This is a genomic window from Pseudomonas sp. NPDC077451, assembly GCF_044543345.1.
In the GTDB taxonomy this organism is placed as follows: Bacteria; Pseudomonadota; Gammaproteobacteria; order Pseudomonadales; family Pseudomonadaceae; genus Stutzerimonas.
On record NZ_JBITVX010000003.1, the window covers coordinates 276,708 to 288,981 of the forward strand.

Sequence of the window (12,274 nt, forward strand, 5' to 3'; positions counted from 1 at the left end):
CCTAGCGCAATGCTCGAGCCTTACAACGGACGCCCCTCCGCTCACAAGGACACGAGCCATGCGCCGCCTGATGATCTGCAGCTTCCTGATGGTATTGGCCGCCACTGCCAACGCCGCCCAGCCGATTCGGCTGGGCTTGAATTACCCAAGCACCGGTAACTACAAAAGCGAAGGTCTGGAGCTTCGCCGCGGCGCCTTGCTCGCTATCGAGACCCTCAATCGACAGGGCGGCGTACTGGGCCGGCCGCTCGAGCTGATCAGCCGCAACACGGCCGCCCGCGAAGAGAAGGCGCGAGCCAACATCGAAAAATTCGCGGCCGAGGGCGCCGCGATGGCATTCGGCGGCGCTACCAGCGAAGAGGCCATAGCCGCCGGCCAGCGCGCCCGCGAGCTGGGCCTGCTGTTCTTCCCCACGCTGGGTTACGCCAACGCAATCACCGGACACGACGGCCAGCGTTACCTGTTTCGTGAAACCAACAGTGCCTGGATGAGTGCGCGCGTGCTTGGCGAGTACCTCAGCTGGCATCTGCCGAACCGTCGCTACCACTACGTCAGCCTCGACGACAACTGGGGCCACAGCATGGAGCAGGCACTGCGCGAAGCCACCCGCAGCCGTGACCGAGCACGCCACGGATTCTCGCGGATCAGCGCCAGGGGTGCGCACCATGAGGAGTACCTCGCCGCGCTGAAAAAAGCCGCCTCCAGCGACGCGGATGTATTGGTCATCGTCTTGCTCGGCCAGGATCTGGTGCAGACCATGCGTCTGGCGCATGACCTCAAGCTCGACCAGCGGATGCAGATTATCGTGCCCAACCTGACCGGCAGCATCGTCGAGCAGGCCGGCCCGCAGGTGATGGAGCATGTCATTGGCACGGCAGCCTGGACCTGGCGCGTTCCTGCGCTGGTTAAAAGTGAACAGGGCCAAGCATTCGTCGATGCCTATATCGCTCAGCATCAGCGCTACCCGGACAGTACTGCCGCCTCGGCCTACGCCATCGTTCAGCAATGGGCCGCAGCCGCTAACCGCGCTGGCAGTCTGCACAGCGAAAAGATCATCAAGGCGCTGGAAGATCACCGCTACAGCCTGCTCAAGGACGAACAGTACTGGCGCAGCTTCGACCATCAGAACGTACAGAGCATCTATGCGGTACGGGTCCGGTCGCGTAGCGAAATCATGCAGGACAGGTTCAAGCAGGATTACTTCAACATCATCCATCGCATGGACGGCGAAGCGGCGGCCCCGAGCCTTGACGAGTGGCAGGAGGAACGCGGTGACGAGCTGAGCTTGCGCTAGCAATAGCACCGAACCGTCTGTCGAAAGAGGGCTGCGGGTCGGCGCGCCTGACCCAATGGGTTGCTAATCACGAAACGAATGACTGCGCGGAGATCACGCCGAGCCGATACAGTAGGCACCTAATGACCAGGGCGTCATGCCGCCACGCTAGGCAATACTGATGACGCCATTCTTTCGTCAAGCTGGGTTCTTTCAATGAAACAAACGTGGTCCCCGTTTCCCTGGGTGTGCTTCGCCATGTGCGTCGGTGTCATGGGTACGGCGCTCATTTCCCCGTTGTATCCGCTCTATCAACAAGCGTGGCAGCTTCGTACCAGCGACATCTCAATGATCTATGTCGTCTACATGGCGGGCGCGCTGTTCGGGCTGTTGTTCATGGGCCGCCTGTCAGACACCCTGGGCTTTCGCAAAGTAATGCTCACCGGCTTGCTGCTTGGCTGGGCCGGGACCCTGGTGACGATGCTGGCGTGGAACCTGCCTAGCCTCAACATCGGTCGTTTTGCAGTCGGCCTCTCTTCCAGCCTGATCGTGACCAGCGCGTCGGTCGGCCTGGTACAGATTTCCCGGGACGGAGCATCCCAGCGGATATCGATGATCACCAGCTTTCTGCTCGCCTTTGGCTTCGGCCTCGGCCCGCTGACCGGAGGCGTCATTGGCCAGTGGCTGCCGTTTCCGCTGACGGCCACTTACGTGCCCACCCTGATCCTCGGCGTGCTGGGGGTATATGCCTTGCTGCGCGTGCAGCTCAAACCGCATCCCGAACTCAGCGCAGCTGCACCGCTCGGTTTGCGTACGTTCATCCCGCGGCTGACCTGGGCCACCCGCCCTGATTCGCTGGCGTTCCTGCTGACGTGTGCCTGTCCGTTCTTTGCGTTTGGCGTGTTCGGCATCTACGCGTCGATGGCGCCGCTGTTCCTGGAGAAAATGCTGCCCTGGCATGGACCGGTAGTGAGCGGCACGTCCATCGGGGTCATTCTGCTAGCTTCGGCCATGATGCAGTTGGCCTGTGCCCGGATGAGTCTGCGCTGGTGCGGCTTGCTCGGCCTGCTGTCGGTTGTGTTGAGCAACGCGATGCTCGTACTCAACTTTACCGCTGGCTCTTCGCTGGTGTTCATCATCGGCGTCTGCGCTGCAGCGGCGGGACATGGCATGTGTCTGTTGGCCGGCATCAGCATGGTCAACCGTATCGCGAGCCCCGCCGAGCGTTCGGGCCTGATTTCAACCTACCTGGTGTGCGGCTACGTTGGCAGCATCGTGCCGTTGCTCGGCGTCGGCTGGGTCGCCGATCACTATGGCCTGCCCGTCGCAATCAGTTTGCTCGGCTGGGTAGTCATCGCACTCGCCACGCCATTGGCGTTTTGGTTTTTCCGGCATCCGCGGATGCAGGCCTTCGATCATCGGGGGTTAGAAGGCTGATTCAGCGGTCGGCCGGAGCACAGCGTACGACAGCCGTTCGGCGTGAAAACATCCCAGCATGCAGCTGATACCTGCGGGATACGCGCTGTGATCAGTTCTCTCCCAGCTGTACCTGGTACAGCTCCGGCAGCTCATATTGCAGCCCGTAACCTTCATAGATGGTTTCGACAGTCCCCGCCTTGATCAGGCCTTCCAACTCGCCTTCCAGCGCGTAAGCCAGCTGACGGTTAGATTCATGCACGGCCATGCCAAGCTCCCAGACCTGTTTGCCCATGTTTGGATAGGCGTTCTGTGCGGCCTTGAGATGACTGTCGTTGGCCTGGCCCAGCATCCAGTCGATCTCACCGCGCATGGCCATTGTCGCGTCAACCTCCCCCGCCTGCATCGCGGCAAATGCGGCCTGCGCAGTTGGGTAGTGATGCAGCATCTTGGCGATGCTGCCGTTGAATACCGACGACAGATAGAACGAGGGGACACTTTCCACTTCCACCCCGACCGGGTGGTAGCGGAACACGGCCACGCTGGAAAGCTCTTCGAGGCGTCGATCATCGTAGGCGGACTGCCAGCGCTCGCGCTGGTATGGGCCGAACATGACCACCAACTCGTTGATCAGCTCGCCCAGCTCGTTCTGCTTGTAGGAAAACTCGCGGTCGTAGGGCACACGCATCATCACGTCGGCCAATACGTTCGGTCGCAGGTAATGCCCTTTCCAGATGAAGTTGCGCAGGTCGTCATCCAGAGTCTCGTCAGGCCTTACCCACAACACCTCGACCTTCAGCCCGAGTTCCGACGCCAGTTTTTGCGCGAGCTCGAAATCGACCCCGCGCGGCTTGCCATCGGCCATGAAGCTGTAAGGCGGGAAGTTCTCGTACATCGCCACCTTGAGCACGCCCGAATCGATGATGTCATCGAACGCGCGCACCTTGACCACCTCCGCCTGTACCAGCGCGCAGGCCAACCACAAACAAAGCCCGGCAAGCAACTGGCGCATCGTAATCACCGCTTGGCAGCTTCGCTTTCGATGTAGGTACGGATGGCCCAGAGCGCTTCCTGGCTGAGGTAATCGGCCATGCGGGGCATGTAGACGGCGCCATCGCGAACAGCACCGTTGATCACGCGCTCCTTGTACCACTCGTCGCCGTCATAGCTGGCTTCCAGTTCACGCAGATCCGGTGCGATGCCGCCAGAGATTGCCTCAAGGCCATGGCAGCGGGCGCAGTTCTGGTTGTAGGCCGATGAGCCAATTTCAACGGCCCTGTCATGGTCTTCACTGGGCGCCCGGTACGGGTTTTCATCGACCCACTCTTCACCCAGCGGGGACAACCCTTTGGTCTCCACCTTCTGCGGCGTGACGTCACCGTGGGCGAAGGCAAAGCCGGCGAAGCCGAGCAGACCAGCAGCAAAAAGCGCGCGCAGTTCAGTTTTATTATTCATGACTACCACCGTTGTTTTCGAATACCTGAGCAAGGCAGCCCCAGTTGGAGCGCATGGTGGTCATCTTGGGCATTGCGCCCACCTGGCAGAATCGTGCTTTGGTTGTCGGAATCTCCTCCCTTGGTAGTAGGGCCTCATGCGGCATCGGCGCAGCACCCAGGTAGCAGACCGAAAACACAGGCGGATTGGGAAGTTTTCCCTGAATCAGCGGGAGCTTTTCCGTATCAGCCATCGCGATCCCATCCCAATAATCGAATCGCCTGACCAGCCCCTCGCACAACCCATGTAGCGAGCACAGCAACTGGCCTCGTCCGAATCGACCAAGGGAAACCAACCATGACAACAACAGCCCCCCTGGGCAGCAAACGCCCTCTCGCCATTGCCGTTCTGATTGGCAGTCTCTCACTCAGTGGCTTGGCAGACGCCAAGAACGTCACCTGGGACGACATTGCCAACGACCATCTTTCCACCGAAAACGTATTGCAGTACGGCCTGGGCACCAATGCCCAGCGCTGGAGCCCGCTGAATCAGGTGAATGATGAAAACGTCTTCAAACTGACGCCGGCCTGGTCCTTTTCCTTTGGTGACGAGAAGCAGCGGGGACAGGAATCCCAGGCCATCGTGCATGACGGTGTGATCTACGTGACAGGTTCTTACTCCCGCGTGTTCGCGCTCGATTCGCGCACAGGCAAACGGCTTTGGAGCTACGCGCACCGGTTGCCTGCGGACATTCGTCCCTGCTGCGACGTGGTAAATCGAGGTGCTGCGATTTATGGCGACAAGATCTACTTCGGCACGCTGGATGCGCAGGTGGTCGCACTTAACAAGGACACCGGCAAGGTCGTCTGGAAGAAGAAGTTCGGTGACCACGGCGCGGGCTACACCATGACTGGCGCACCTACCCTGATCAAGGATCAGAAAAGCGGAAAAGTGCTGTTAATTCATGGCAGCTCGGGTGACGAATTCGGAATCGTCGGCAAGCTGTTCGCCCGCGATCCAGAGACCGGTGAAGAGGTCTGGATGCGTCCCTTCGTCGAAGGGCACGTAGGGCGCCTGAACGGCAAAGAGAGTACGCCGACCGGCGATGCCAAAGCGCCGTCCTGGCCGGATGATCCCAACTCGCCCACTGGCAAGAAAGAGGCCTGGAGCCAGGGTGGCGGCGCGCCTTGGCAGAGTGCGAGCTTCGATGCCGAGACCAACACCATCATCGTCGGCGCGGGAAATCCGGCGCCCTGGAACGGGTGGGCGCGTACCGCTGATGGCGGCGAGCCGAAAGACTACGACAGCCTCTATACCTCCGGGCAGGTGGGTGTTGACGCCACCACGGGCGAAGTGAAGTGGTTCTATCAGCACACCCCCAACGATGCCTGGGATTTCTCTGGCAACAATGAGCTGGTGCTGTTCGATTACAAAAATAAGGATGGAAAAACCGTCAAGGCGACGGCTCACGCCGACCGCAATGGCTTCTTCTACGTAGTCGATCGAGAGGATGGCAAGCTGCAGAACGCCTTCCCTTTCGTCGACAACATCACCTGGGCCAGCCACATCGACTTGAAGACCGGACGACCTGTCGAGAACGAAGGTCAGCGTCCACCGCTACCGGAGCCAGGCGAAGCACACGGCAAGTCGGTCGAGGTTTCACCGCCCTTTCTGGGCGGCAAAAACTGGAACCCCATGGCCTACAGCCAGGACACCGGGCTGTTCTACGTTCCGGCCAACCATTGGAAAGAGGACTACTGGACCGAAGAGGTCAGCTACAAGAAGGGTAACGCCTATCTCGGTCAGGGCTTCCGCATCAAGCGCATGTACGACGATCACGTCGGCATTCTTCGCGCCATGGATCCCACCACGGGCAAGGTCGCCTGGGAGCACAAGGAGCCGCTGCCGCTCTGGGCGGGTGTGCTTGCCACCCAGGGCAACCTGGTATTTACCGGGACTGGGGACGGCTACCTGAAAGCCTTCAACGCCAAAACCGGCGAAGAGCTGTGGAAATTCCAGACCGGCAGCGGAATCATCGCCCCGCCCATCACCTGGGAGCAGGACGGTGAGCAATTCATCGGAGTGACCGTCGGCTACGGTGGCGCCGTGCCGCTGTGGGGCGGCGACATGGCAGCGCTGACCAAGCCTGTTGCGCAAGGCGGCTCGTTCTGGGTGTTCCGGATCCCGAGTTGGGACAACTCGACCGCCAAACGCTAAGGCGAGGCTGCGCCGTGATGCGGCGCAGCCTCCCACGTTGGACAGCTGGCGTAGCCAACTCGGTAGAACCGCAAGGGTTGGCGCTCTCCGGTTCACCGGCCCGTCACATGCCGGCTGTCCTATTCCCTTCGAATACGGAACTGCCATGAACCCGACTCTTCTTTTGCTGCCCCTCGCATTGCTCGCCAGCGCGTCGCTCCTGGCTGATGACGATCAACCGACCATCATCAATGGCTGCGTCATCCAGCCGGAAAGCAGATGCCGCAACGCCGACCTCCGCAATGCCGACCTGAGCAATCAGGACATGCGCAAGATGGACCTGGCCGGTGCCAATCTGTCCGGTGCCAACCTGCGTCATGCGAATCTGGATCTGGCCAATCTGGAAAAGGCAGACCTGACCGGCGCCACCCTCACCCGCGCCAGCCTGCAACAAGCCAACCTGCGGGTGGCGAATCTCACCAATGCCCACCTGGTGGCAATTCAGGGATGGGGCCTGTTCGCTCAGGCCGCACGCTTCAACGGGGCCAACCTGACCGCAGCAAACCTTGAGTTTGCGCGTTTGAGTGGGGCGAAAATGCAGGGCGCAAATCTAACCGCAGCCAACCTTGAGATGACCTGGCTGAGCAAGGCCGATCTCGCACGCGCAACGCTGACCGACGCGAACCTGCAAGAAGCCAAGTTCAACGATGCCAACCTCGCGGAGGCCGCCCTGACCGGGGCACGCCGCCACTATGCAACCTTTCAAGGCACCCACATGGATAGCTGCATCGATTGTCCGGTGGATTGGGAGAAATAAGGGATACGCCGGCCTCGTCATCCGCATCAAACATGCGTCTGGGGGCGTTGTGCGCTAGTCTCGCCTGCATTAACGACACCACTGCACTTTGCTGCTCTAGTTAGCGCTCGCCGGAACCCCTCATGACCATCATCCGTATCCCACAGGTCGTCGAACTGGACGCCCTGCCCCGCTTCGATGGCCTTCACCTGGACCAGATCATTACCCCCGAAACCCCCGAAGCCTTCAGCCAAGCCAAGGACGAGCTGCTCGGTTGGCCGCAGGTTGGCTTCGATACCGAATCCAAACCGACCTTCAAGGTGGGCGAGGTATCGACGGGGCCGCATTTGATTCAGTTTGCCAGCCCCGAGAAAGGCTACCTGTTCAAGGTCGGCTCTGATGGCTGCAGCGAAGCCGTCAGAGCAGTTCTCCAGTCAACACGGGTGTTGAAGGTGGGATTCGGGCTGAGCACCGACCGCAGCCGATTGCGCAATCGCCTGGGTATCGAGATGGTGCACTTCATCGACCTGGGCACAACCCTGCGCTACCAGGGCAAAAAGGGACAGGTCGGACTACGCGGCGCGGTTGCGGCCGTACTGGGTGCGCGAGTGAGCAAATCGCGCAGCGTGTCTACGTCGAACTGGAGCAACCGTTCTCTTACCGATGCGCAGCGGCTGTATGCGGCGAACGATGCCTACGCCGCACTTAGAGTATTCCTTGCCTTGGGCGACGACGCCGAACGCGTTCTGCATGACCGGATCGTCCCGGCCAAACAGCTGGACAGCTGACAGCGCAGCTGGTCGATACGAAGGAATAGCCTCTTCCTCCTACTGAAGGTGCAACCCATCTACCTCAGTGGCGTCTACCAAGGGCAGACTCCAAAGGAGATAGATGTGGAAGGTATGTTCTTCAGCGGCTGGTCGACACTGGTCCGCACCCTGGTCATTGGCATCCTGGCCTATATCAACCTGATCGTACTGCTGCGTATTTCCGGCCGCCGTACGCTCTCCAAGATGAACGCGTTCGACCTGATCGTCACGGTAGCCCTGGGGTCGACGTTCGCTACCATTTTGCTGAACCGCGATGTATCGCTTGCCGAAGGAACCCTGGCATTGGCGCTGCTGATCGGATTGCAGTACCTCGTCACCTGGTCCAGCGTAAGAGTCGGTTGGGTACGCAAGCTGGTCACTGGCGAACCAGCGCTGCTGCTATATCAAGGGCAGATGCTAGGCAGTGCCATGCGCGTGGCTCGGGTCACTGAAGATGAGGTCCGCTCGGCGATACGCTCTAGCGGATTCTCTGCTATCGATGCGGTTGAAGCGGTCATTCTGGAAACCGATGGCAGCTTCAGTGTGATCAAAAAAGGTTCTGGCGATAGCCGTTCGAGCCTATCCGGGGTCATGACGCCGGGGCCCCGGAACATTGAGCTTTAGGCCATCGGAGCTTTGCGATTGACGCACCGCCTCGTCAGTCGCGCGGGCAAACGTGGTGCCATCCCCAGCCATCCGCTTCCAGTAAAGCGCCCAACAACCGGCGCCGCTCCGGTGCGTTGAGCATTTGAGCCGCATTCGATTTAAGCGGTATTCCGGCATCGCTCAGCGACGCGAGATCCATGATCGGAGACTGGGCGTGGCTATTCACCTGGCCGAGGTAATTGGAACGCTGCATCTCAAGATGCTGGTCCAGCGCCGACACGAGCATCTTGTGTTTCAGCGTGTCCTGCGGTACGTCTTCAGCGACCTCTTCAAGCAACTGCAGCACCTCGTTCAGGCTCGCCACTGCGGGTATGACGTTCTTTTCTGCTTGCTTGTTATGAAAGCAACGAATCACCGGATAGGCGTGATGGTTGAGGGTGTGCTCGACCAGCATCTGCCGTATGTCGCTGGCATTGTCATAAAAACGCGAAAAATCAGACCCGTTCCAACTGTTAATAACGATCTCCTGCGGCGTCCGACCCATGCTCGTAATGAGCAGACTGAGCTGGTTTTGCAGGCTAACAGCCGAGAGGACCGGAACGATGTAGGTGATTGCAGCCGTGATTAATGTCAACCCACAGAAGGCTGCGGCACTGGTCACTACTCGCCAGGCGTCGTTTGAGGCCGCGAAATCGCCTACGCCCAACGTCGAAAGTGTGAAGCCTGCGTAGTAGAAGGTTTCCCAGAGGTCCGCCGCTGCCTTGGTCGTGCCGTTGATCACCGAGGCCGAGTCCGACGCAAGCATCAGGAACAGGCTGAACCATAGACAGGCAATCCAAGTCAGCAGCACCAACAGCAGCACGCATTGGCCTGCATACTCCAGCAGCTTCGCCTCCCCCCGCCGGCCGGCTGCGGCGAAGAAACAACGCCATACGCTCTTGGAAACGATATTGGTGATAGTCCCACCACCGCGCGTCGACAGCGTGGTTTTGGTGATATCAGTCGCCGTGAACAGAAAAAGCAAAATTCCCAAGACAAGAAAAACCATAGGGCCGCCGTATTGCTCCATCGCAGAGTGTTCAGAAGTTATGAAGTAGCCAGCCGTTGTTAGTTCAGAGCTGGTTAGCGTTTTCCAGTGGCTGACCAACAAATGTCCGCGCGCTGGAGCAATGGCCCTATATAGGCGACACGATGGACGGCCTCATGCAGCACGCCGACAGGCAGCTTTACCTGGCCAAGGACGGCGGACGGAACCGGGTCATGGCGATGCCCGGCGCTGTCCAACAAACCGTCAGTGCCCTACCACTACCTCGCTGATCTGCCGGACCGGCGTCAGGTCGGTGTAATTGGCGATGTCCGCAACAATCTCCTCGGCATGAGGACCGATACCCGCCAGAAAGGCTTCTACCGATTCGCTGAAAATGTGGCACATCGCAACGTAGGGAGCCGGTTCATCTGGGGTACGCCCGGAAATGGCCTTATCGATCGTGTAATAGAGGCAGGCATCGCCCATACGGGCCTTGAGCAACGGTAGGTGCTTGTCGCGATAGTATTCGTGATCGAACCTCGCACCAGGGGTATTGGGGTACATCACGCTGACTTTGATCATGCTCAATTGCCTCTATCTGGGGAGTTGGGGACATGGGATCGCTTGCTACCGTTTCCGAAGCAGCATCGTCGGCCAGACACGACACCGAGATGCCCGTGCTCTGACAATCGGAGCGGTTTAAGGTTTTTTTCCAGAACGCACTGTCAGCCCCCATCGTTACCAGCGAAGTCAGTCCCATCAAAACGCTGCAGACCGAGCTAACTGGCTGCTCGATCACCCACCCGCACAATACCGGTGTCGATGGCCAGATGAACCAGCTCCGCATGCGAGCTGACCTGCAGCTTGCTCTTGAGGAGCGTCAGGTAGTTGGACACCGTCTTACCACTGATGCAAAGCCGTTCGGCGATCAGTCGCGCCGGTGTGCCCTTGGCGAGCATTACGAAGATTTCGAATTCACGCTGAGTCATTCCTTGCAAGCGTGGATCCTGCGCATTGGCTGCCACCGGGTTGCGTGCCAATTGGATGGCCAGGGGCTGTTCGATGTAGGCATGACCGGCCAAGGTTCGGCGTACCGCGTCCAACAGCACCTCCGGCGATGAGCTCTTGGTGATATAGCCGGCGGCTCCAGCATCCAGTGCCTGGCGCACCAGCGGTAATTCGTCGTGCATGCTAAAGAACAGCACACGCAGTTGTGGCAGCCGCTGCAACAGACGCCGTGTGGTTTCGACGCCGCTGATGCCGGGTAGTCCGACATCCATGATGACCAGGCTTAGGGCCACCTCCAGAGCTTTGGCCATGGCCTCCTCGCCGTCGCAGGCCTCAATGACCTGAACTTCAGGTAGCAAGACGCGTAGCAGCGCAGCGTAGCCCTGGCGGACCACGGCGTGATCGTCAACGAGAAGGATCTTCATTGGAGCATGACTCCCTGATCGGAATGTCCAGATAAACCACCCAGCCGTAACCTGCTCGCCCGCGCGCGACCAACCGGCCATTCAGCGTCCGTGCGCGTTCATGCATCGAACGCAGGCCAATGCCGAGCCGTCCGGGTGCGTCGTGGCCGTGGCCATTGTCACGCACGAGCAGCCGCAGCCGACCGCCGTTCATGCGCAGGCGAATGAACACGAAGCTGGCACAGGCGTGCCTTGCCACGTTTGTGAGCGATTCCTGCAACAAGCGGTACAGCTGTTCTTTCTTGTTCAGCGCAAGGCATGGAATGCGCCGGTCGATCTGTACGCGCAACTTGATTCCTTGCGCGCTTTGCCACTGCTCGGCCAACAGCTGTATTGCTTCAGGCAATTCCAAATAGTCAAGCATCACGGGATAGAGCTCGCGAGTCAGCCTGCGAAAACCGTCCTGCAACTGTTCACAGTGATCATCCAGAGTGCGTGCGGTTGTGCTGACCAGTTGCGGCTGGTCTTTTATCGCTTGTAGCAAGCAGGCCTGGGCGCGGATACCGGCCAGGTATTGCCCAAGATCGTCATGCAGCGCCTGAGCGAGCTGTGTGCGCTCACGCTCCTGCAGCTCCAGTAACGAGCGCGTCAGGTCATCGTTTTCTCGCCGGGTGTACTCCAAGGCGCTGACCATGCGGTTGAAATGCCCGGATAACTGCTGTGCCTCCAGCAGCGAGTGGCTCGGCAGACGCGTGTCGAGGCGGCCGTGGGAAACCTGGCCAAAGGCTGCAAGCAATTCGTTCAGCACGCCCAGCGCCGGCCTGACAGCCCATCGGATCGCCAGCAGGCTCAGCAATAACGCACTGCCGAACCATGCCAGTAGCTGTAGCAGGGATTCCTCGACTTCCTCGATCTCGTCTCGGGGATCGACGCTCAGTTGCAAGGTTCGACCCTCTGGCATCTGCACAGTCAGCGGCGCGGGCAGCTCGGCGGGATACAACAGAGTCTCGAGCCAAGTGCTTCGCTGCGGGCGGACCTCCCGGCTTGGGACGCCTGGGCCCAGCCAGCGAACCTGAACATGCCGCAAGTGCCGCGTCAGCTCAGGCTGGAGTGCAGCGGGATCGCGCTCCGCTACATCGCTGAGATAGCTGAGCACGGCACCCGCCGCCGCCAGTTCACGGCTTACGTCTTGACTGGCCTGACGCAGCAGTACAGCCAGGCAGACGGCTGCAACCAAGCTAAAAAACAGCGAGACCAGCAGGCTGATACGCCAGAGTGCTGACATGCTCACCGTCCGTTTTAAGG

Annotated in this window: 13 protein-coding genes; 6 read left to right on the forward strand and 7 right to left on the reverse strand. The window is 59.9% G+C overall.

Translation table 11 applies throughout. The annotated features are described in order from the left end of the window. The first annotated feature begins 58 nt into the window (after positions 1-58). Together ACIGHL_RS07780 and ACIGHL_RS07785 are read left to right on the forward strand one after the other, a co-directional pair. Entirely contained in the window at positions 59-1,294 is a 1,236-nt protein-coding gene (locus ACIGHL_RS07780; RefSeq protein ID WP_128121415.1) for an ABC transporter substrate-binding protein, read from the forward strand. Between the two features lie 195 nt (positions 1,295-1,489). After that, positions 1,490-2,710, forward strand: a complete 1,221-nt coding sequence (locus ACIGHL_RS07785; RefSeq protein WP_128121414.1) for an MFS transporter — start codon at positions 1,490-1,492, stop codon at positions 2,708-2,710. Positions 2,711-2,801: 91 nt separating this feature from the next. Here the strand turns inward: ACIGHL_RS07785 and ACIGHL_RS07790 are convergent, their stop codons facing one another. The 3 genes from ACIGHL_RS07790 to ACIGHL_RS07800 are packed head-to-tail and all read right to left on the reverse strand — an operon-like array spanning position 2,802 to position 4,376. Then, on the reverse strand, positions 2,802-3,701 hold the full coding sequence (locus ACIGHL_RS07790) for a substrate-binding periplasmic protein (protein WP_128121413.1): 900 nt from the start codon (positions 3,699-3,701) through the stop codon (positions 2,802-2,804). 5 nt (positions 3,702-3,706) lie between these two features. After that, complete coding sequence (pedF, locus tag ACIGHL_RS07795) at positions 3,707-4,144, reverse strand: cytochrome c-550 PedF (RefSeq protein WP_045427171.1); 438 nt, start codon at positions 4,142-4,144, stop codon at positions 3,707-3,709. Next, a complete protein-coding gene (locus ACIGHL_RS07800; RefSeq protein WP_128121412.1) occupies positions 4,137-4,376 on the reverse strand; it encodes a hypothetical protein in 240 nt (79 codons plus the stop codon). Before ACIGHL_RS07800 ends, pedF begins: the two co-directional genes overlap by 8 nt. A gap of 104 nt (positions 4,377-4,480) precedes the next feature. Between ACIGHL_RS07800 and exaA the strand changes: the two genes are divergently transcribed. From exaA to ACIGHL_RS07820, 4 genes are all read left to right on the forward strand, one after another. Continuing rightward, on the forward strand, positions 4,481-6,340 hold the full coding sequence (exaA, locus tag ACIGHL_RS07805) for a quinoprotein ethanol dehydrogenase (RefSeq protein WP_128121411.1): 1,860 nt from the start codon (positions 4,481-4,483) through the stop codon (positions 6,338-6,340). Between the two features lie 145 nt (positions 6,341-6,485). Next, complete coding sequence (locus ACIGHL_RS07810) at positions 6,486-7,136, forward strand: pentapeptide repeat-containing protein (RefSeq protein WP_128121410.1); 651 nt, start codon at positions 6,486-6,488, stop codon at positions 7,134-7,136. 122 nt (positions 7,137-7,258) lie between these two features. Further along, the gene (locus tag ACIGHL_RS07815) at positions 7,259-7,903 is read left to right on the forward strand and encodes a 3'-5' exonuclease (RefSeq protein ID WP_128121409.1); all 645 of its coding nucleotides are present in this window, start codon (positions 7,259-7,261) and stop codon (positions 7,901-7,903) included. A 105-nt stretch (positions 7,904-8,008) separates the two neighbouring features. Continuing rightward, the gene (locus ACIGHL_RS07820) at positions 8,009-8,548 is read left to right on the forward strand and encodes a DUF421 domain-containing protein (RefSeq protein WP_128121408.1); all 540 of its coding nucleotides are present in this window, start codon (positions 8,009-8,011) and stop codon (positions 8,546-8,548) included. A gap of 34 nt (positions 8,549-8,582) precedes the next feature. Here the strand turns inward: ACIGHL_RS07820 and ACIGHL_RS07825 are convergent, their stop codons facing one another. From ACIGHL_RS07825 to ACIGHL_RS07840, 4 genes are all read right to left on the reverse strand, one after another. Beyond that, the gene (locus ACIGHL_RS07825) at positions 8,583-9,599 is read right to left on the reverse strand and encodes a potassium channel family protein (RefSeq protein ID WP_241509251.1); all 1,017 of its coding nucleotides are present in this window, start codon (positions 9,597-9,599) and stop codon (positions 8,583-8,585) included. A 222-nt stretch (positions 9,600-9,821) separates the two neighbouring features. Next, positions 9,822-10,139: an EthD family reductase gene (locus tag ACIGHL_RS07830; protein ID WP_128121407.1), complete on the reverse strand. Its 318-nt coding sequence runs from the start codon at positions 10,137-10,139 to the stop codon at positions 9,822-9,824. 197 nt (positions 10,140-10,336) lie between these two features. Then, positions 10,337-10,990, reverse strand: a complete 654-nt coding sequence (locus ACIGHL_RS07835) for a response regulator (RefSeq protein ID WP_128121406.1) — start codon at positions 10,988-10,990, stop codon at positions 10,337-10,339. Next, positions 10,971-12,254, reverse strand: a complete 1,284-nt coding sequence (locus tag ACIGHL_RS07840) for a HAMP domain-containing sensor histidine kinase (protein ID WP_128121405.1) — start codon at positions 12,252-12,254, stop codon at positions 10,971-10,973. Before ACIGHL_RS07840 ends, ACIGHL_RS07835 begins: the two co-directional genes overlap by 20 nt. Positions 12,255-12,274 lie beyond the last annotated feature (20 nt).